We start from the raw sequence: 19,956 nt of genomic DNA, 5'->3' as shown, positions 1-19,956 counted from the left end.
CAGGAGAACACGAAGAGAGACAATGCCATGACCACTGCCCAGTCGACGTCCGCCCGCTCCGTCACCGTCCGGCTGGCCGCCCAGGAGCCGTTCGATTTCCCGGCGTCCCTCGCCTTCATTCGCTCCTTCCCCGCCATGACCGGCCAACAGGGCACTGACGCGGGGGTCCTGACCCTCGCGCTGCACGAACACGGCACGACCCTGGGGGCACGTCTGACAGCGTCTCCCGGCGAGCCCGCCATCGACTGTCAACTCACCGCCGACGAGCCGATCAGCGATGCCACCGTTGAAGCCACAGTCGACCGGTTGGACTTCTACCTCGGTCTGCGGGACGACCTGACCGAGTTCTACCAACTGGCCCGGCACGACCCGCCTTTCGCCCGGGTGGTGGAGCGCCTGTACGGGTACCACCAGGTCAAGTTCCCCTCGCCGCTGGAACTGCTGTGCTGGGCCATCCTGAGCCAGCGGGTACCCATGCCGGTGGCGAGAAAGATGAAGCAGGCGCTGGTCGAAGCGGTAGGGAATCGGACCACCTTGGGTGGCAAGTCCCGATGGGCGTTCCCGGACGCCGAGCAGCTGGCGGCATTCGATGAAGCCGAGCTGCACCGGTTGATCGGTAACCAGCGCAAGGCGGGCTACCTGTACCGCTCGGTGCGCCAATGGCTCGAAGTGGAGGAAGGCTTCCTGCGCACAGGGCCGTACGACGAGGTACGGGACCAGCTCCTGCAGTTCCCTGGCATCGGCCCCTGGTCGGCCTCCTTCTTGTTGATCCGAGGGCTCGGCCGGACGGAACGAGTCACCCTCGACAAGGAGATGGCCCGAGCTGCCCAACGGGTCTACCAACGCCCGGTGGACGAGCGCGAATTCCAGCGGCTCGCCGACTACTACGGGCGTTGGCAAGGGTATTGGGGCCACTATCTCCGCGTCGGTGGCTGACTCGCGCCGGGGGATGCGCGCAGCCCCAGAATTCGGACCGGCTGGTGGACTCGCCCCGGCGCTGTCACGTTGGTTGACCGGGTGGGATGATCTTCTGGTTGGATCGTGCTGGAGGGGGCTGTTTGTGGGGCCGTGCCGCTGTCGTACAGGGGGCACCGGTACCCGGCCGAGGTGATCTCCCACTGTGTGTGGCTGTACTTCCGTTTCCCGTTGTCGTTCCTCGAGGTCGACGAGCTGATGCTCGAGCGGGGGATCGTCGTCTCGTACGCGACGGTGCACCACTGGTGCGGCAAGTTCGGTCAGCAGTACGCCAACGCGCTGCGCCGCAGGCAGCCAAGGCCCGGTGACAGGTGACACTTGGATGAGGTCTTCATCAAGATGAACGGGCGGTTGCAGTATCTGTGGCGGGTGGTCGTCCAGGACGGCCACGTCCTGGACATCCTGGTGCAGAGCCGCCGGGACAAGGCCGCGGCCAGGCGCTTCTTGCACCGCCTGATGAAGAAGACCCACGCGGTGCCGCGGTGATCGTCACCGACAGGCTCCGCTCCTACGGCGCGGCCCTCCGCGAGGTCATGCCCCGCGTCGAGCACCGGCAGTCGAAGTACCTCAACAACCGGGCCGAGAACAGCCACCAGCCCACCAGGCAGCGCGAACGCGCGATGAAGGGCTCCCGCTCGGTGGGCGGGGCCCAGCAGTTCCTGTCCGCGTTCAGCGGTATCTCGCCCCACTTCCGGCCCCGCCTCCACCTGATGACCGCTGCCGCCCACCGAGCCGAGATGAGCATCCGCTTCGCGATCTGGGACCAGATCACCGGTGCTGCCGACCGACCCACCACGGCCTGACCACAGGCCCGGCTCCCCAAGCCCACCCTGCCCCGACGCGGTCAGGCAGCCACACACCCAACAACGTGACAACGCCGTACGCGCTTCTCGCGGAGGACGTTGCCCTGCGGTACCGTGCTGGCCTCACTCCTCCGGTATCGAGTGCGGCGCGGTCGGTGTGGATCTCGTGGCCGGTTGGCGCAGCAGTTGTTCGATGAGGCGTTCCTTGGCCAGGGCGAGGTGGCGCCGGTAGGTGCCGTAGGGCACTCCGAGTCGTCGGGCGGCGGCCTTGTGGGGGCGGGAGGCCGAGATGTAGGCGGCGGTGAGGGCCTTGTGGGCTTTGACGCCCGCGGGGTCGATCTGTATCGCGTCGAGGGCGGTGGTGATGGCGCCGCGCAGGTCCGCGGTCGGGTTGGGTGAGCCCGGCGTCACGAGATGGGAGTGCAGCAGGACGCTGGTCGCGAATTCGCGCGGGGTGTGCCAGGTGCGCAGCGCCTCGAGTACGCCTTTCTGGAACTCGGCGCGCGGCAGCTGGTCGCCCGGGCCGCTCGTGGAGGCGGTTGCGGGCCATGTCGCCAGGGGCGTGACCGCGGTGCGCGCCCGGTTTTGCACCCACTGTTCCATTGCTTGCCGTCGCCAGTCTCGGCCGAAGACATGCTGTCGCAGGCCGCCGACGTCCACGGCCGCGACCTCCGGCATCCCGGCCTCGGCGAGGTAGCGCCCCCACAGGTCTGCGTCTTCGAAGACGGTGAAGGTGACCGCGCGTCCGTGGATCCTCATCTCCTCGGCGAGGGTGCGCCGGCTGATGAGTTCTATCAGGGGGGAGGGCCGCTGGCCCCCGCCGGGCTGCACCGCGAAGCGGCGGATGCCCAGGTGCTCGCCCGGTCCCAGGGGTGCGGCCGTCTCCACGAGGTCCCAGACCGCTGCGATGACCGGGTCTTCGGCGCGGTCCTCGGGCAGCGGTGCGTCCAGTCGCAGGATGGCCATGAACGAAACAGGTGTGGTGGAGCCGGCGTAGCGGTGGACGCGGAAGGCCTCCGGCTGGCGGCGCAACCAGTGTGCGACCGCGGCTGCCGAGGCCGGGCCCTCGGCCTCCTCGGCCATGCGCAGCACGGCGGGTACGTCGTCGGGCCGGAGCGGAGTGTCCTCGATGTGAGGGTGCGTCCGGTAGTTGTACAGGTTGTCCGGGCCGCCCTGGTCGCGGAAGAGGAACATCCATTCCGCGACTCGTAAGAGCGCGTCGTCGGCTGTGGCGGAGCGTACGGCTTCCAGGCCGGCGAGGGAGATGCGGGCGCGGATGTCGTCGTAGCGCTCTGGGTCCCGCCAGCGCAGGTCGGCCTCGAGGGTCGCCCGCACCGCGTCGTGCGGGTGCAGCCCTTCCGGTGTGACCTCGATGTAGGGCAGCTGGCGTAGCCAGGGGAACACCGTATCGGTGTCCTCGTCACCCAGTACCGCGCGCAGCAGGGGCTCGCGGGTGACATAGGTCTGTGCGACGACTTCGAGGGCGCGTCGATGGAGGGCGCTGGGCAGGTCGCCGATCAGCCGCTCGACCAGGGTCGTCAGGGTGTCGCCGGTGGGGTACCACGGCGCACCGGGTGCGGCGGGGGGCACGGAGGCGGCCAGTGAGAGGGCGAGCGGGCTGCCTCCCGCGAAGGCGACGAAGGCGCCGCGCTGCTCGGCGGGGACCCCCCGGGCGGCGAGCAGGGCGTCGGACTCGGCGGGATCGAGCGGCCGTACGGGCAGTGCGGTGAACAGTTGCGCCCACCCGGGGTCCAGCGACCATTCGGCGTCTGGGGCGGTCCTGCCGGCCACCACCACGATCGCCTGGTCGGCGAGCCGCAGCAGGAAGGTCTCGCGCAGCCACGTCTCGAGGGGCTGGCACTGTTCGAAGGTGTCGATGAGCAGCACCGCGCCTGGTTCGGCGCACGCCGGGGCGGCGGCTTCCTCCAGCCTGCGCGGGTCGGCGTCGAGGAACCGGGCGTTCACATGCACCACGCGGCGGCCGGCGAGTTCCGCCTGCCGGGCGGCGTAGCGCACGAGCGAGGACTTCCCGATGCCGCCGGGGCCGTGCAGGTAGGCGATGAGCGGAGCGTGCGCCGCGCCGGACAGCATCAGGTCGAGCACCGCCCGCTCCGGCTCCCTGCCCACCAGCGCTCCGGCTCGTGCCGTGGCCAGTCGGTCCGCCAGTCCCGCCGCTCCCAATCCAAGCTCCTTTCGTCAGGCCCATTTTGCCGTCGAAGATCGGTGTGATGAAGCGCTTTCTACGTGAGTGGTACCGAGCGCGGGGCAGCATCCCGGGACAGGAGGCGCTACTCGGATGTCTGCGGCATCGACTGGGTGTCGTCCGGGTGTAACGCCTCAATCCCTGTCCTCGGCGCGCTCGTCACTTCCCCTTGGCCCGGCGTCGAACGGGACGTGTCGTTGCCTCTTCTGCGTGGCCTGGGTCGAGTCTTTATGTTCCGCCTTTGCGGCGGCGAGGCGCGGCCGAGCGGGACGGCATCGAGCGCATGTGGTCGCGCACCGGCGCCAGCAGGCCGGCGAGAGCTTCGACGTCGTCGCGTGAAAGCGGCTCGAACAGCAGGCCGCTGACCACCTCGATGTGGCCCGGCAGCACCTTCGCAAGCAGCTCACGCCCGGCGTCGGTGAGGGTGACGGTGATGCTCCGTTCGTCGTCCGGCGAGGGAGCACGGACGACCAGGCCCTCCTTCTGAAGCAGATCCACCTGGTAGGTCAGGCCGCTGCGGCTGTAGACGACGCCGTCCGCCAGGTCGGTCATGCGGTGACTGCCCGTCGGAGAGTCCCCGAGGCGGGCCAGCAGCTGGAACTGCACATAGCTGAGATCGCCGGCCTTGCGCAGCTGCTGCTCGACCGCGTGCCGGAGCAGGCTGGTCACCTCGATGAGGTCGAAGTAGGTGCCGAGCTGCACGGGGTCGAGCGACGGCGGTGAATCAGGCATGACCGAAGTCTACTGCTTCGAATTCGAAGCGTGTGGCGTGGCGCCGTCCAGCCCCCGGGCGTAGCTGGAACTGAACTCCTCCGTGGGTTCCGGTGCCACCCCGGGCAGGTGGATCGGCCGGGTGCGAGGGTCGCCCGGCCCGATGTGGTGACCTCGTGAGCACGCGGTGTGGGCAGTGTTGGGCCCGACTGAGCACCGCGGAACATGGAGTTCGGACAGTGCCGCGGCACAGGGTTACGAGCAGAAGGGCGGTGCCGCCGCCCACGTATCCCGAGGACCGGCCATGAACATCCCCTGCCTCGCGCAACGTCGTCCGCGGCCCTCCCCGGTGACGGCACGACAGCGCGGCCGCAGCGCGGAAGCCATGAACATGATGCCGGGATGAGCACCGCCGCGTGGAGCCCGGTGTCCCTGGCAGTCCTGTGCGCCGGTGTCGGTTACGGGCGCTCGACTCGCCTGCTCGCGGACTGGGTTGCGGAGGCGGTGTGCCGGTCACTGGCGGCCGGGGGTGCGCGCCGAGGTGGAGGTGCTGGAGCTGCACCGGCTGGCGGCCGACCTCGCCCAGTACTCCGCCCAGGGCCGCGCCGGCCTCGACCTGCGGGAGGCGATCGCGGCGGTCGTGACAGCGCACGGGCTGGTGGTGGCGACCCCGGTGCTCGCCGCATCCCCGAGCGAGGTGTTCGACTCGCTCTTCGCCGTTCTCGGGACAGAGTCCTCTCCGGCATGCCGTTACTGCTGGCGCTCGACAGCGGCTCCCGCCGGCAGCCATCCGGCCTCGCGCAGGTGATGCGCAGACGCCTGACCGACGTGCACGCCGACCCCGTGCCCACGGTCGTCGTCGCCGGCCCCGCCGACTGGCAGGCCACGGCGCTCAGCGACGCGGCGCGGCTGCGCGCCTGCATCGACAGAGCCGCCGTCGAACTCGCCGCGGCGATGCGCTCGCACCGGCGGTGACCGACACCACTTGCTTCGAATTCGAAGTAGATGTACCGTCATCAACAGTTGCTTCGAATTCGAAGCAAGACCGATCGTAGTGAAGGTGAGAACCCAAATGAAGGCAGTGCGTTTCCACGAATACGGCGACCCGAGCGTCCTGCGCTACGACGACGTGGAGCGGCCCGTCCCCGGGGCCGGCGAGGTCCTGATCCGCGTCGCTGCGACGTCGTTCAACCCTGTCGACGGCAACATCCGCGGCGGCTTCATGCAGGGCCCCATACCGGTGGTGCTGCCGCACACGCCCGGCATCGACGTCGCCGGCACCGTCGACGCGCTGGGCGATGACGTGGACGGCATAGCGGTCGGTGACAACGTCGTCGGCTTCCTGCCGATGGACGGCAACGGCGCCGCGGCGGACTACGTTCTCGCGCCGGCCGACGCCCTGACCCCGGCGCCCAAGAGCGTCCCCCTGGCCGACGCCGCCGCGCTGCCACTGGTGGGCCTGACCGCGTACCAGGCGCTGTTCGACCACGCCAAGCTGACCGCCGGACAACGCGTGCTGATCAACGGAGCCGGCGGCGCGGTCGGCGGCTACGCCGTGCAGCTGGCCAAGAACGCCGGCGCCCACGTCATCGCCACAGCCGGCCCGCGCAGCAGCGCGGCGGTCACATCGGCCGGCGCCGACGAAGTCATCGACCACACCACCACCGGAGTGACCACCGCGGTGACCGAACCGGTCGACATCACACTCAACCTCGCACCGGTCACCCCGGACGAACTGGCCTCACTGGTCACCCTGGTCCGTCCCGGCGGGGTCCTCGTGAACACCACGGTATGGATGCCCGCCCCCAGCGACGAGGAGCGCGACGTGCGGGGCATCGACCTGTTCGTCCGCAGCGACGCCGACCAGCTAGCCCAACTCGTGGCGCTGACCGACCGCGGCGAGCTGCGCGTCGACGTCGCCGAGCGGGTGCCGCTGGCCGAACTCCCGGCGCTCCACGCCCGGGCCGCCGACGGCGCGGTGCACGGCAAGGTCATCGTGCTCCCGTCCGCCGACTGACGCCGATCCTCCACCGAAGGAAAAGACCCTGGCACTCAGTCTGGATCCCGAAATCGCCCAGGCGCTGGCCCCGATGGCCGACGCGATGGCGGACGCCACACCACCGGCAGCGGGGGACATCGCGGCGCAGCGCGCAGCCGGCACCGAGCGCGCTCACCCCGCGCCTCAGCAGGGTATGCAAGCCCGTCACACAGGCGGCCCCGGCCCCTCGCTCCGTTGGCCCCCGCGATGGGAGCCCATCGGACACCGGCAAGAACACACTGAGGTACCGCGCGGCCGGGCCGGACTCCCACTTCACGCCGCATGCGCATCGACGGCCGGGAGACTGCCGGACTCCATGAGAGCTGCCCGGCACCTGATCCTCACCTGACTGACCTCTGAAGGAGACGATTCGATGATCCCCGACGACGACCTGTCCCGCTCGCTGACCGTGGCGGACCCCGACGATCCCGCAACGACGTACATCTCTTTGGTGGGCAACACGTACGCCATTCTGGTCACCGGCGAGCAGACCGACGGTCGGTACTGCCTGATCGACATGCGTGTCCCCGACGGCGGCGGCCCGCCCCCGCACCGGCACGACTTCGAGGAGATGTTCACGATCCTCGAGGGCGAGATCGAGTTCACCTTCCGCGGCGAGAAGCACACCGTACGGGCCGGGTCCACGGTCAACATCCCGGCCAACGCCCCGCACAACTTCCGCAACGTCTCGGGGGCGCCGGCCCGCATGCTGTGCATGTGCACCCCGGCCGGTCAGGACGAGTACTTCACGCGCATCGGCGATGTCGTCGCGGGCAAGGACGCGCCGCCGCCGCAGCTGTCGCAGGACGAGCTCGCGGAGCGCCGCCGCCGCGCGGCCGAGTTGGCCTCGACCTACCGGAGCGAGTTCCTGTGACTCGCAGGGCCAGCAACCCCGGCACCGGTCGGCAGGGTGAAGTTCCCTCTGAGCTGGGCAGCCAGGACAAGATCTTCCCCTTGGATCTGCCCCGACATTCCCGGGCGCGACGGCGCCGGTGTGGTCGACGAGATCGGCCACGTGGTGTCAGCTTGAGTCGTCCGGGCGTGGACGCGCGCACGGCAGTTGACGATGGACCCGCAGGTAGTGGCTTTTGTGGTGCGTGAGGTAGATGCGGCGCAGCATTCGCACGGCCGCCGTCAGCTCTCGTAGAGGCCGCGCATCATCTCGGCCCACTCCTGTGCGCAGGTCATGTCGCTGGCGCAGCTGATGCAGTGCGGCACCCTGTCGGTTCGAGTGGGGCGTGGCTGGTTGGAGCGACTTCGACGGTCGTGCGCAGCGTGAGGGCGGCGGCACAGCGGGCAGGGGTCTCCGTAGAGCAGTTCCGCGTTCATGCGGCGGACAGTGCACACGTGTGGTGTCCGGGACGGGCTGATCGTCGCGGTCTTCCGGCATTACGAGTCCAGAGCCGCGGAGTCGAAGCCCCTTCTCCACGATCATGCGCTGGTCTCGATCCGTGTCCGGCGGCCAGATGACAAGGGGACGTGGGGCAACTTGTCGGCGGATTCGATGCTGGCCCACATCGTCGCGGCCGACACCCTAGGCTCCCGCCGGACTACCAGCAAGGGCCTGGCGTTTCCGCAGGTCAGTCCCGCCGGACGCGGGGGCGCCGCAGGTCCGACGACGTACAGCGACGGTGGCAGCGGAAACTGCGTAGAGATCGCCCCCTGCCCTCACCACCGCGATACACGTCCGCGACTCCAAAAACCCCGGCGGCCCAGGCCTCACCGTCGCCGGTGAGGCCTGGGCCGCGTTCCTCGATCACAGGTAGTACCAGTCCACGGCTACGTCCTGGCCGCCGATGCCGGTCGAGAGGATGGAGACGGTGATGACGGGGTTTCCCTTCGCCTTACCGTTGACGTACCAGCACTTGATGTACTGGAAGCCGCGCTTGGGCGGGCAGCTCTGGTCCGAGCGGTAGCCGACCTTTCTGCCGTTGATGGTGAGGGCGGTGGCGGCGAGGAGGTGCATGCCGTCCCAGTACGAGTCGGACCCGGCGCCGTCGCAGGCGGTGAGCTTGTTCCCGGTCGAGGCGTCGCCCGTCGAGGCCGCGGCCTGCTGAGTACCGTTGTACCAGTGGGTGGAGGCGCAGTTCGCCAGCCGCTTCACTTTCGTCGCGGCCCAGCTGAAGTCGCCGCTGTACTGCGGCGTGGCCGCCAGGGCCGTGCCGGCGGTGATGCCGAGCGCGAGCGCAATGGCGGTCAGCACCATGCCGACGCGGGCCGCGATCCTTGCTCGACGCGAGCGCTTGGGGGACGTAGGCGTCATTGTCCTGTCTTTCGTTCTGGGGGAAGAACTGATGACTGGACATGAGAATGTCCGGCTCGTCGATCGCGGGAGTGACGTGATCATTCCTCGGCCGTAACGATATTTCCTTTCTGCGGGCGATCGTGATGTGAGCGTCCTTTGCCACGGTCTTTACCGACCCGCTGACCGGTGTGGCATCCCCTTTGCCCACCCCGCTGTTCGGTCATTTAAGTACTGCAACGGTGCTTGTTCTGAGTGCTGGGTAGTTTTCAGGGGCTGTGTCCGCGCCGTTGTAGTGGCTGATGCGGGCCTGGTGCTGGCGTCGTCGGCGCCAGGTCGACCAGTGCAGAATGTCGTCGACCGGGGTGGGGCGACGGTCGGTGAGGCGGGTGATCAGGCGTCGCATCTCGGCGAGGCTGAGGTGGATGAGCCGGGAGGATCCGTTTCTGCTTTGTCCGTGTCCAGCTGGCGGGCCCGCAGGACGGCCAGGCAGACGTGGGCGGCCATGGCCCGGGTCATGTGGCGGTGCCAGCCGGGATAGCGGCGGACCTGGTAGTCGTCCAGGCCGCACTCCTGCTTCGCGGTCTGGAAGCATTCCTCCACCGCCCACCGCCCACCGCCCACCGGCTGCCCGCGATACGGATCAGCTCGTCCAGCGTGGTGCCGGCGGGGCAGTAGGCGATGTAGTAGGAGATCTCCTCGGGCCGGCTCACGCTGCGGCGGGCGAGGACCCAGTGCCGGCGGTCCTCGCGGTGCCAGGGCCTCACCTCGACGCGGGCCCAGTCGTAGATCCGTCGGCCGTGGGCTCCTTCACCGCAGGAACGGCGTTTCCATTTCTGTCGTGGCAGGCCAGGGAACAGGTCGTGGACGGGGTGGTCGATGGACCAGCGGGTGACGACGGTGTCGTGCCGGGTGGTGGCCATGACGTGGAAGACGTCCGCCTGCTCCAGCTCGAACCGCCAGCCCTTGCTGTAGCCGTAGGCGGCGTCCGCCGTGGCCCAGCTGAACGGGATCTTGTCGGCGATGGCCCGGCGGACCATCGCCTTGGCCATGGCCACCTTCGTCTCGAAGACGACACTTGCGTCGAGCAGTACCTGAACAACCGGGTAGAAGAGCCATCAGCCCACAAGGCAGCGGGAACGGGCGATGAAAGGCTTCCGTTCCGTGGGCGGGGCTCGGCGGTTTCTGTCCGCGTTCAGCGGTATCTCGCTCCACTTCCGGCCCTGGCGCCCCCTGATGCCCGCACACCGCTACCGCGCCGAGATGACCGTCCGCTTCGCGATCTGGGACCAGATCGCCGGCGTCGCAGGCCTCGCCACCGCAGCCTGAGCACAGCCCGGAACCGGGCTTCACCACGCAGCGACGCACCATCAGACACCGCCCACCCGACAACGTGACAGCGCCCTGCAGCGTCACCGTCCACGCCCCGTCGCCGACAGGCAGCGCGGTTGCCCGCGCACCGTGAACTCCCGTAGTCAAAGGAAGAAATGAGGGCGAAGATTTATGGGGGTGTGACTCACGGGAGGTGCGTACGGTTGTGTGAAGGTGGCCGCCCAGTGGACACGTTATGGGACGTGCCGGTGCCCGTCCCGAGAAACAGCACAAGCCGGACCGGTCCGCCCGCATCCCTGATCGAGCGGCGACGCCCTGCACGCCTACGCGGTGCTCCACCGGGCCGCAAGAGTGGTTCGCCGCCATGGACCGCACCAATACCGCCGCGGCGACCAAGCGGATCGCGGCAGGGTTCGAGGGCTGGGCTCCGGAACTCACCGTGCTGATCACCGACAGCGGACACCGCACCGGTTCCGCGCCCCACTACCGAGCGGGGCGGCCATGGGCGGCACTGGCTTCGACACCCGCCGCTCCCCGAGGGCCTCGCCGAGGCGTCCCCGAGCCGGCCCTGACCCGGCTGCGCGCGTTCAAGGACCGGTAGGACCCGGAAGACGCGTTCGACCGCAACTTCCCGCTGCGGTGAGAGGGGTTTCCGGGTCGTAGCGGGGACTTGCCAGTGGCTTACCGGGGTCTGTCAGGCCTCACCGTGCGTGCGGGCGCCGTCGATCGCCGCCTGGTACGACGTGGCCGCCATCTCCTTGAACTGGGAGAGCCGGGGCACGTGCGCCGACTTGGTCAGCTCCGCGTGCAGGAACGTCAGGTCGGAGGCGAGGCCCACCATGCTGAGCGCCGCCTTGAGGTACGGCTCCTGGTGGTCGAAGTCGTGGCGGGGCGTGCCCGGCCCGTAGGCGCCGCCGCGCGCGGAGGCCACCACGACCCTCTTGCCGGAGAGCGGGCCCTGACCGGTGGCCGGGTCGGCGATCAGCGGCGCGATCAGGACGCGGTCGAACCACGCCTTGAACGTGGACGGCACCGAGAAGTTGTACATCGGCACGCCGAGCAGGATGGTGTCGGCCGCGAGGAGCTCCTCGATCAGCGGCCAGGTCACCGCCCAGCTCGCCTCCTCCTCGGGCGTCCGCGTCGCCCCGCGGGCCATCGCGAGGTCGCGTATGCCCTCCGTCTCCAAGCGGTGCATGACCTCGATCTGTGCGTGATCGACATGCGGTACGGGGTCGGCGGCCAGGTCACGGTAGACGTAACGGCCCTCGAGGTTCGTCTTGCGCCAGGTCTCCGCGAACTCGCCCGAAATCCGGCGAGAGACCGAGCCCCGACGGGGGCTGGAGTCGAGATGAAGCAGTGTGGGCATGATGGAAGTCCCTTGTCCGGTCGGCGCGTTGGAGGGGTGTTGATCTCCATTGAAGTCGCCGCCAGGACCGTTGTCCCGTAATCTGGCGTGGCGCTTATTAACCGGAAGCGTTAGCGAGGGTGACGGTGCTGGACGTACGGAAACTGGTGCTGCTGCGCGAGGTCGGGGCCCGGGGCTCGATCGCCGCGGCCGCGCAGGCACTCAACTACACGCGTTCAGCGGTCTCCCAGCAGCTGTCCGCCCTGGAGTCGGAGACCGGCGCCGCGCTGTTGGACCGCGGCAGTAAGCGGGCCGAACTCACCGCCGCCGGACGACTGCTGGTGGCTCACACCGAGCGTGTCCTCGTGCAACTGGAAGCTGCGGAGGCACAGTTGTTCGCCCGGGACGGCAAGGTCACCGGCGAGCTGCGGGTGGGCGTACCGCTCCACGAGGGACCGGCCCTGCTGGTGCCGGCGTTGAACCGGTTGCGCGCACGCCATCCGCAACTGCGCATCACCCTGCACGGCGTCGATCCCGACGAGGGCCGGCAGACGGTCCGGCTCGGGCGGCTCGACGCCGTCCTGGCCTCCGGCTACCCGCAGGTGCCCGAGCCACGGGTGCCGGGGCTGTACGAGGAGGAGGTGATCAGTGACCGCATCCGCCTGGCTGTCGCGCCCGGTCATCCGCTCGCCCGGGGCGAGGGGACGCGTGCCCTCGCCGAGTTCGCCGAGCAGCCGTGGCTGCTGGACCGGACGTCCAGGCTCGGACAGCTGGTGCTGCACCTGTGCGCCGACGCCGGTTTCGTCCCCGACATCGTCTCCGACATCGGGGACATGCAAGCCGTGTTCGGGCTGGTCTCGCTGGACTGGGGCGTCGCGCTCGTCCCCGACCTCGTGCCCGACCGGCCGGGGCATCCCGTCGCCCGCATCGCTTTGAAGGGGATCCGGCCCATCCGCCGGATCACCCTCGTGGTGCGCGAGGGCGCCCTGGACAGCCCGCCGGTGGCGGCCCTGCTGCCGGCCGTACGCGAGGCGGCCGACGAACTGCGCCGGTCCTCGGCGGGCCGGACCAGCCACCCCGCGACAGACTGACTCCGCCCTCAGTGACCGTCTCGCTACCACCGTCGGCCGACCGACCGCTTCCACGCCGCCCGACCAGCCGCTTCCTCTCCAGCCCGTCTCGCTCCCACCGCCGACGGCCGACCGCGTCAGCCGGCCGTCGGCGGACCAGCGTGGACAGCTGGATCTAGGAGACGTACAGGCGCGTCGGCTTCGGGTAGCTCGACCGATAGCTCTTCAGCTCACGGACATCGGCCGGCTTGAGCTTGACGCAGCCGTTCGACGTGTAGTCACTGTTGCCGTCCCAGCGCGTCTTCTCCGTGGAGCCCGGCTGGCCGTTCTTCTTCATCTCGCTGTGGATGAACAGGGCGGTGCGGTTGGTCTTGGACTTTCCCGTGCACCTCTTGTCGCTGAGCCGCCAGACGATTCCGTTGATGTCGCCCTCGAATCTGTCGGAGAAACTCCTGATGTTGTATGTGCCGCTGGGCAGCCAGCCCACGAAGCTCTTGCAGCCGTCGCGGCCGATCTTGTTGTGGGCGGTCCCGAGGCCCGAGCCCGCGCGCCAGCTGTCGACCAGCCACGTGCGCGTCTTGTCCGGGGTGACCTGCTGGATGAAGTAGAAGGAGAGGCGCGAGTTCGACGGGTCCTTCTTGTTCTTCTTGAACGACAGGTACGTCGTGCCCTTCGCGGCCGCCGCCACCGACGTTTCCTCGGTCACCGACGCCCCCGATTCCTGCGCCCCCGCCGCCGACGGCAGCAGGCTCACCGCCACGGTTGCCACGCCCGCCGTCGCGATGGCCTTCAACCTTCGGCGCACAGTTCGGGATGTGCCTGAGTTCATGATCTGTTCCTCCCGTTGTACCGCCCCTGACGGAGCGGTGTCCGGCCTTCGACCGGGCCGGCAACACCGAGTTCACCAGCCCGGTCGGTTGTTCGGCAGGCCCCTTTCGCCACACCGAACAAAAGGGAAGTGGCCGGTCAGCGACCGCGAACGCTTGCCATGCAGTCGGATGGGTTCCTAACGTGGCCGCACGCACGGGGAGTTGTCCGCGTGCCGGGCGCAGGGAACTGTGCCGGGGGACGGGGGGACAGCGCGGTGGGGCGTCGAGAGAGACCGGTCGACCCGAACGCGGGACCGGTACAGCGCTTCGCGTACGAGCTGCGGAAGCTGCGGCGCGAGGCGGACGGCATCACCTATCGGGAAATGGCGCGGCGCGCACACTACTCGGTGACCTCGCTCTCCCAGGCGGCGGCCGGCGAGCAGTTCCCCTCGCTGGCGGTGACCCTGGGGTACGTCCGTGCCTGCGGCGGCGACCCGGTGGAGTGGGAGCGGCGCTGGCGCGCGGCGGAAGGGGAGACGGCCGTCCAGGTCCGCGAGGACGAGGACACCGAGCCGCCCTACCAGGGTCTCGCGCGGTTCGAGCCAGACGACCACGACCGGTTCTTCGGGCGCGGTGAACTCACCGCCGCTCTACGGCAGTCAGTGGCCGAACACCGCTTCACCGCCGTTTTCGGCCCGTCCGGCAGCGGCAAGTCCTCCCTGTTGCGTGCCGGGCTGATCCCGTCACTGCGGCGCGACGGCGGCAACGGTGACAGCGACCACAGCAGGGGCAGCGACGATGGCGGCGGCCTCCGACTGGCCGCCATCCGCGTCCTGGCCCCGGGGGAGCACCCTCTCACCACACACGCCGACGCGCTCCGGCCGCTCACGGACCCGCCCGGAACGGGGAGAGACACCCTCGTCGTGGTCGACCAGTTCGAGGAGATCTTCACACTCTGCCAGGACCCGGCCGAGCGCGCCGCGTTCATCGACCTGCTGCTCACAGCCCACCGCCCGGACAGCGGGTTGCGGGTCGTCATCGCGGTACGCGCCGACTTCTACAGCCGCTGCGCCGAACACCGCGGCCTCGCCCGAGCCCTGCGCGACACCAGCGTGCTCGTGGGTCCCATGAGCCCGGCCGAGTTGCGCGAGGCTGTCGTCAAGCCCGCCCAGGCGACCGGCCTGATCGTCGAACGCTCGCTCACCGCCCGCCTCGTCCGCGAGGTGGAGGGCCGCCCCGGCGGCCTGCCGTTGCTGTCGCATGTCCTGCGTGAGACCTGGCGCAGGCGTCGGGGACGGGCGCTGACCGAGGAGGCTTACCAGGCGGCGGGCGGGCTCGACGGCGCCATCGCGCAGACCGCCGAGGACATCTATACCGGGCTCTCGCCCGCACAGGCCGAGCTGGCCCGGCTTCTGCTGCTCCGACTGGTCGCGCCCGGCGAGGGCTCTCAGGACACCCGCCGCCCCGTCCCCCGCACCGAGCTCGACGTCGCCGCCCCCGACGACGTCGAACTCGTCCTCGACCGCCTGGCCCGTGCCCGCCTCCTCACTCTCGACGACGACACCGTCAGTCTTGCCCACGAGGCCCTGATCAGTGCCTGGTCCCGGCTCGGCGCCTGGATCGACGAGGACCGCGAACGCCTGCGTGCCCACCGTCACCTCACCGAGGCCGCCCGTGCCTGGGACGACCTCGGCCGCGACCCGGGCGCGCTGTACCGGGGGGCCCGCCTGGCCGCCGCCGGGGAGCACTTCCGGGGCACCTCCGGGCGCTCCGCCGCGCTCACCCCCCTCGAAGACGCCTTCCTGACCGCATCCCTCGCGGGCCGCACCCGGGAGCGCCGCCGCCGTCACGTCCTCGTCAGCGCCCTGTCCTGCCTGCTGGTCCTGGCTCTGGTCGCCGGTGCCATCGCCTGGCAGCAGAGCAGCACCAGCGATCGCCGGAGAGTCGAGGCGGAGGCCGGCCGCCTCGCCGCCGTCGCCGCCACCCTGCGTCTGACCGATCCGGAGCAGGCGGTGCGCCTCAGCATCGCCGCCTGGCGGCTCGCGAGGACCACGGAGACCCGGTCAGCTCTGCTCGGTTCCCTCGGGCAGAAGGAGCAGGACGTCTTCACCGTCCCCGCCGACACCGGCGCCGACAGCGTCGACAGCCACCTGAGCGCCGACGGCCGGACGGTCCTGTCGATCACACCGGACCGTATCGACACCTGGGACGTGCGCACCCACCGCCGCACCCGCACCCAGCCCGGGACCGGCGGGAGTCCGGACGACCAGGTGTGGATGGCGGTCAGTCAGGAAGGGCGCACACTTGCCCTGCTGGACGAAGAAGTCGTAAGGCTGTGGGATGTCCGTACGGCCCGCGCGACCGGCGGGCTCGCCGTGGAGTCGCCCACGGACGCGCAGTTCGGGCCGGGCGGGCACGTTCTCGTTGTGCAGAGCTGGGGACCGGACCTCGACGGTCCGATGGACCTACAGGCGTGGGACCTGCGCCAGCGGCGGCGGCTCCTGCGTCTGCCGATCGGGGAGTCCGAGACGGTTCAGGACACCGCCGTCAGCCCGGACGGCCGATGGCTGGCCGTCTGCACCGACGCACGGCCGCTGGAGATACGGAACCTTGGCGGCAGGGGCCGCAAGCTGCCGATGCCCTGGCTGGACCGTGCCGGGAAGCGCGACTGCCTCGCGGGCGAGTTCGCCTTCACCCCCGACAGCCGCGGTATCGCGCTCAGGAGCGACACCGGTATCCGTCTCTGGGACTTCGGTTCCGGCCGCGCCCGCGCTCAGCTCACGGCGGACGGCATCGAGGAATTCCGGTTCAGCGCCGACGGCCGTTTCCTCGTGGCGTCCACTCCTGACGAGATCCTGCTGTGGCGGGTGGCGGCGCCCGGCGCCCCTGTGTTCCGCTACACCCTGGTCAACGAGACTCCCTACCAACTCCGGCTGGACCTGGCCGAAGGCGCCATACGGTACATGTCGGGCGGCGGCGCGGTCGTCCGGTCGCTGAGGCTCGGGAGTGCGGTGACCGACCGCTGGCAGAACCGTGCGACAGACGACGCGAAGTGGAGCGGTGACGGCCGGACGCTGGCCACCGTTGACCGCACCGACGACCTGGCCGGGTATGAGCTGCGGGACACACACGGCAGCCTGGTGGCGAAGCTGCCGGGTGAGCCCTGCCCTCCGCCGGATCCCGACCGGAGAGGTCCGGGCGAACAGACGCTTGAGGACGGGGCCCTGGGGGAAGAGGTCGAGACGTCCGTGCGCCGACTGCAGGCCGCGGCGGTGCGTCTGCACAACTGCTCCGACGGCATGACGTTCAGCCCGGACGGCGGGTACTTCGCGTACGGACGGATCCGGCGGGACCACGACTCGAGTTCCTCTGAACATCAGTTGATCACTGTGTGGGACGTACGCGCCCGCCGCGTGCTCGCCACTGTCGACCTGGACAAGGGCGGTACGCCCGTGCCGGACGACGAAATGCCGCTCGGCGCCTCCGGAATCGCCCTCAGCGCTGACGGGCGCACCCTCGCCGTGTCCCGCGCCGCCGAGCGGGACGTGCTCGAACTGTGGGACGTACGCTCGGGAAAGCGTCTGCGCACTCTGCCCGGCTTCGCGGGCGAGGACCTGGTCGTGCGCCCGGACGGCGGAGTGATCGTGTCGGGGCAGGGCTCGGTCGCGGACCTGTCGTCCGGAAAGGTGACGCAGCGCGTATTGGGCGGGGACGATACGAACGCCCTGGCATTCAGTCCGGACGGCGCCCGTCTGGCGGTGGGCGACGGGCTGGGCCGGGTCACGATCTGGGACGGGGACCTCCGCGAACGCCTCGGCGTGCTGCCGGGTACGTACAACGAGTCCCGTCGCTCGGAGAACGAGGGAGTGGGCGCACTGGCCTTCTCGCCGGACGGCGAGACCCTGGCCGTCGCGGGTGACCTGGGCACGGTCCAGTTGTGGGACACCGACTCGCACCGGCTCCTCGGATCAGCCCTGTCCACGCCGGGCGACATGATCCGCTCGCTCGCGTTCGGCCCGGACGGTGGCACGCTGTACGGGGCGGGCGCGCACGTTCCGGTCCAGGCGTACGACATAGACCCCGACCGAGCCGCCTCCCGCCTCTGCGCACGGGTGGGCTCCGGCCTGTCCCCGGCGGACTGGCGGACGTACCTGCCGGGGATTCCTTACCGGGCGACCTGTTCATCGGCAACGTCCGGCCGGTCGGACGGAACGGCGGACGGTTACTGATGTTATTGCCGTGATGTCGTCAAGGTGAGGCCGGTTTCGGCGAGGCATCCGTTGATGAGGTTGCTGCGGTACCGGATCTGGCGGAGACCGTGCCGAAGCACGCTCATGAGGTGGTCGGGGTCGGTGAGGGCGATGTTGGCCTGGCGGCGTTCTCACGTTGATTGGGTGTGTGACTGCCTGACGGCGCGTCGGGGCAGGGTGGGCTTGGGAGCCGGGCCTGTGGTCAGGCCGTGGTGGGTCGGTCGGCAGCGCCGGTGATCTGGTCCCAGATCGCGAAGCGGATGCTCATCTCGGCTCGGTGGGCGGCAGCGGTCATCAGGTGGAGGCGGGGCCGGAAGTGGGGCGAGATACCGCTGAACGCGGACAGGAACCGCTGCGCCCCTCCCGGCCCTTCATGTCTCCTGACGCGTCCGGATTGAGCGACGACTCACGGAGCGTCACAAATTTCCAGGGTCTGGCACAGCTTCTGACCGCGCCCTCGACGTGCCGTTGCCGCAGCACGGGAGGACCCTGGAACGCACGGTAGGGGAGCGGCACCACCTGCTACGAACAGCAGTGCACCACGGCCCCGATCCGCTCAACCGCCGGGTCTGTACGGTGAGCGGGTCTGTTCCGTAGTCGGTGGTGACGGTGAGTGCCCGCCTGTGATCATTCAGCGTGCATGATGCGAACACGCTTGTAGCAACGGTGTTTTCGGGGTTGTCGGCGTTGGTCATCGAGGATGTGGCCGACGGTGGCGAGACAGTCCGGGTTACGGCTCGGACCCGGGAGGTTCCCGTTCCCTGTCCGGTGTGCGGGGTGGTGACGGAGAGGGTCCACGGGTATCACGGCCGGACGGTGCGGGATGTACCCGTCGACGGCCGGCAGGTCGTGGTCCGGGTGAGGATACGACGGCTGGTCTGTCCGGTGCTGGGCTGCACGCGGCAGACCTTCCGAGAGCAGGTCCCCGGGCTCCTGGAGCGCCATCAGCGCCGCACCACACGTCTGACCGGCCAGCTCTGCGAGCTGGTCAAGGAGTTATGCGGCCGGGCGTCCGCCCGGCTTGCCCGATCGCTGGCCGTGCCCGTGTCGTGCGCCTCCGCCCTGCGGCTGCTGCGGCGGGTGCCTGTGCCAAAGGTGTGCGGATCCCGCGGGTGATGGGGGTCGACGACTTCGCCCTGCGGCGTCGGCACAGCTACGCCACGATCATCATCAACGCCGAGACCGGTGAGCGGATCAAGGTACTGCCCGGCCGCGAAGCCGCCACTCTGGAAGCCTGGCTGCGCGGACATCCGGGCATCGAGGCCGTGTGCCGGGACGGATCGGCCACCTACGCCGGGGCGGTCCGCCGAGCCCTGCCCGACGCGGTACAGATCAGCGACAGCTGGCACGTGTGGCACAACCTCGCCGAGGCCGTCCGCAAAGAAGTCGCCGCGCACAGCACCTGCTGGGCGAAAGCGGGCCGGCCCCCGGCCGAGGGGAGACAGGCCGCCACCACCCGCGAGCGCTGGCAGCAGGTCCACGCCCTGCGCGAGCGCGGAGTCGGACTTCTGGAGTGCGCGCGCCGCCTGAACCTGGCTCTCAACACCGTCAAGCGCTACGACCGCGTCGCTGAGCCCGAGCGCCTCATCCGCGCCCCTAAGCACCGGCCCACCCTCGTGTCCCTCGCGATCACCTGCGCCGACGCCGGCTGGATAACCCGGCTGTCCCCGTCACCCATCTCCTCCGGGAGATCAGGGAACTGGGCTACACCGGCAGCTCGAACCTGCTCGTCCGCTACATCAACCAGGGCCGCGTCGAGGCCGACCGGCCCGCACTCTCGCCCCGGCGCCTCGCCCGCTACCTGCTCACCCGCCCCGACCGCCTCAAGGACCACCAGCGGGAACGCATCGAGGCCGTCCGCACCGCCTGCCACGAGATGACCGCTCTGGCCGACCTCATCCACCACTTCGCCGTGCTGCTGGATCCCGAACCACGGCAATGCCACCCTGCTGAGCACCTGGATCACCTGGGCCCAGGCCGTGGACCTGCCCCACCTGCACGCCTTCACCCGGGGCCTCGAGAAGGACCGCGCCGCAGTCGACGCCGCCCTCACCCCGCCGCACCACAACGGCGGCACCGAAGGCGTCAACAACAAAACCAAGCTGATCAAGCGCCAGATGTACGGCCGCGCGAGGCTTCCCCCTCCTGCGCCACCGCATCCTCCTGGGCTGACCACAC

Annotated in this window: 14 protein-coding genes and 8 pseudogenes; 13 read left to right on the top strand and 9 right to left on the bottom strand. The window is 69.8% G+C overall.

The annotated features are described in order from the left end of the window. Positions 1-27: 27 nt before the first annotated feature. Together ACZ52C_RS39160 and ACZ52C_RS39155 are read left to right on the top strand one after the other, a co-directional pair. Positions 28-936 carry a DNA-3-methyladenine glycosylase family protein gene (locus tag ACZ52C_RS39160; protein ID WP_469079301.1) on the top strand — a complete coding sequence of 303 codons (909 nt, stop codon included), beginning with the start codon at positions 28-30 and terminating at the stop codon, positions 934-936. Between the two features lie 108 nt (positions 937-1,044). After that, positions 1,045-1,778 (top strand): annotated as a pseudogene (locus tag ACZ52C_RS39155) (IS6 family transposase). 123 nt (positions 1,779-1,901) lie between these two features. Here ACZ52C_RS39155 and ACZ52C_RS39150 read toward each other — a convergent pair. After that, positions 1,902-3,959 (bottom strand): AAA family ATPase, encoded by a 2,058-nt coding sequence (locus tag ACZ52C_RS39150; RefSeq protein ID WP_469079300.1) that lies wholly within the window; start codon positions 3,957-3,959, stop codon positions 1,902-1,904. A gap of 250 nt (positions 3,960-4,209) precedes the next feature. Continuing rightward, a complete protein-coding gene (locus ACZ52C_RS39145; RefSeq protein WP_469079299.1) occupies positions 4,210-4,713 on the bottom strand; it encodes a MarR family winged helix-turn-helix transcriptional regulator in 504 nt (167 codons plus the stop codon). A 508-nt stretch (positions 4,714-5,221) separates the two neighbouring features. On the opposite strand from ACZ52C_RS39145, the gene ACZ52C_RS39140 reads away from it, so the two are divergent. The 6 genes and pseudogenes from ACZ52C_RS39140 to ACZ52C_RS39115 form a co-directional block, all read left to right on the top strand. Continuing rightward, entirely contained in the window at positions 5,222-5,500 is a 279-nt protein-coding gene (locus ACZ52C_RS39140; RefSeq protein ID WP_469079298.1) for a hypothetical protein, read from the top strand. After that, positions 5,500-5,667 (top strand): hypothetical protein, encoded by a 168-nt coding sequence (locus tag ACZ52C_RS39135; RefSeq protein ID WP_469079297.1) that lies wholly within the window; start codon positions 5,500-5,502, stop codon positions 5,665-5,667. The genes ACZ52C_RS39140 and ACZ52C_RS39135 overlap by 1 nt, the downstream gene beginning before the upstream one ends. A gap of 97 nt (positions 5,668-5,764) precedes the next feature. Continuing rightward, positions 5,765-6,709, top strand: a complete 945-nt coding sequence (locus ACZ52C_RS39130; RefSeq protein ID WP_469079296.1) for an NADP-dependent oxidoreductase — start codon at positions 5,765-5,767, stop codon at positions 6,707-6,709. Positions 6,710-7,103: 394 nt separating this feature from the next. Then, a complete protein-coding gene (locus ACZ52C_RS39125; RefSeq protein ID WP_469079295.1) occupies positions 7,104-7,604 on the top strand; it encodes a cupin domain-containing protein in 501 nt (166 codons plus the stop codon). Positions 7,605-8,081: 477 nt separating this feature from the next. Next, positions 8,082-8,267, top strand: a pseudogene (locus tag ACZ52C_RS39120) (relaxase domain-containing protein); the annotation flags it as partial. A 78-nt stretch (positions 8,268-8,345) separates the two neighbouring features. Then, positions 8,346-8,496: pseudogene (locus ACZ52C_RS39115) on the top strand (DUF397 domain-containing protein); the annotation flags it as partial. Here ACZ52C_RS39115 and ACZ52C_RS39110 read toward each other — a convergent pair. The 3 genes and pseudogenes from ACZ52C_RS39110 to ACZ52C_RS39100 form a co-directional block, all read right to left on the bottom strand. Next, complete coding sequence (locus ACZ52C_RS39110) at positions 8,487-8,993, bottom strand: hypothetical protein (protein ID WP_469079294.1); 507 nt, start codon at positions 8,991-8,993, stop codon at positions 8,487-8,489. The pseudogene ACZ52C_RS39115 and the gene ACZ52C_RS39110 overlap by 10 nt on opposite strands. Positions 8,994-9,195: 202 nt before the next feature. Further along, the gene (locus ACZ52C_RS39105; RefSeq protein ID WP_469079349.1) at positions 9,196-9,378 is read right to left on the bottom strand and encodes a hypothetical protein; all 183 of its coding nucleotides are present in this window, start codon (positions 9,376-9,378) and stop codon (positions 9,196-9,198) included. Beyond that, a pseudogene (locus ACZ52C_RS39100) lies at positions 9,366-10,060 on the bottom strand (IS701 family transposase); the annotation flags it as partial. The pseudogene ACZ52C_RS39100 and the gene ACZ52C_RS39105, both read right to left, overlap by 13 nt. A 6-nt stretch (positions 10,061-10,066) precedes the next feature. Here ACZ52C_RS39100 and ACZ52C_RS39095 point away from each other — a divergent pair. Together ACZ52C_RS39095 and ACZ52C_RS39090 are read left to right on the top strand one after the other, a co-directional pair. Beyond that, a pseudogene (locus ACZ52C_RS39095) lies at positions 10,067-10,301 on the top strand (IS6 family transposase); the annotation flags it as partial. Positions 10,302-10,668: 367 nt separating this feature from the next. Then, entirely contained in the window at positions 10,669-10,905 is a 237-nt protein-coding gene (locus ACZ52C_RS39090) for a hypothetical protein (RefSeq protein ID WP_469079293.1), read from the top strand. A gap of 93 nt (positions 10,906-10,998) precedes the next feature. On the opposite strand, the gene ACZ52C_RS39085 is transcribed toward ACZ52C_RS39090, so the two are convergent. Then, positions 10,999-11,670, bottom strand: a complete 672-nt coding sequence (locus tag ACZ52C_RS39085) for an FMN-dependent NADH-azoreductase (RefSeq protein ID WP_469079292.1) — start codon at positions 11,668-11,670, stop codon at positions 10,999-11,001. A 119-nt stretch (positions 11,671-11,789) separates the two neighbouring features. Between ACZ52C_RS39085 and ACZ52C_RS39080 the strand changes: the two genes are divergently transcribed. Next, complete coding sequence (locus ACZ52C_RS39080; RefSeq protein ID WP_469079291.1) at positions 11,790-12,740, top strand: LysR family transcriptional regulator; 951 nt, start codon at positions 11,790-11,792, stop codon at positions 12,738-12,740. A gap of 154 nt (positions 12,741-12,894) precedes the next feature. On the opposite strand, the gene ACZ52C_RS39075 is transcribed toward ACZ52C_RS39080, so the two are convergent. Further along, the gene (locus ACZ52C_RS39075) at positions 12,895-13,548 is read right to left on the bottom strand and encodes a hypothetical protein (RefSeq protein WP_469079290.1); all 654 of its coding nucleotides are present in this window, start codon (positions 13,546-13,548) and stop codon (positions 12,895-12,897) included. 255 nt (positions 13,549-13,803) lie between these two features. On the opposite strand from ACZ52C_RS39075, the gene ACZ52C_RS39070 reads away from it, so the two are divergent. After that, positions 13,804-17,757 carry an nSTAND1 domain-containing NTPase gene (locus ACZ52C_RS39070; RefSeq protein ID WP_469079289.1) on the top strand — a complete coding sequence of 1,318 codons (3,954 nt, stop codon included), beginning with the start codon at positions 13,804-13,806 and terminating at the stop codon, positions 17,755-17,757. Between the two features lie 2 nt (positions 17,758-17,759). Here the strand turns inward: ACZ52C_RS39070 and ACZ52C_RS39065 are convergent. Then, positions 17,760-17,897 (bottom strand): annotated as a pseudogene (locus ACZ52C_RS39065) (IS630 family transposase); the annotation flags it as partial. 83 nt (positions 17,898-17,980) lie between these two features. Continuing rightward, a pseudogene (locus ACZ52C_RS39060) lies at positions 17,981-18,142 on the bottom strand (IS6 family transposase); the annotation flags it as partial. 272 nt (positions 18,143-18,414) lie between these two features. Between ACZ52C_RS39060 and ACZ52C_RS39055 the strand changes: the two are divergent. Further along, positions 18,415-19,950: pseudogene (locus tag ACZ52C_RS39055) on the top strand (ISL3 family transposase). The last annotated feature ends 6 nt before the right edge of the window (positions 19,951-19,956 follow it).

The sequence above is a fragment of the Streptomyces sp. NPDC034049 genome, from assembly GCF_055575575.1.
Note: the sequence above shows the minus strand (reverse complement) of the source record. Positions and strands in the feature narration are given on the sequence as shown.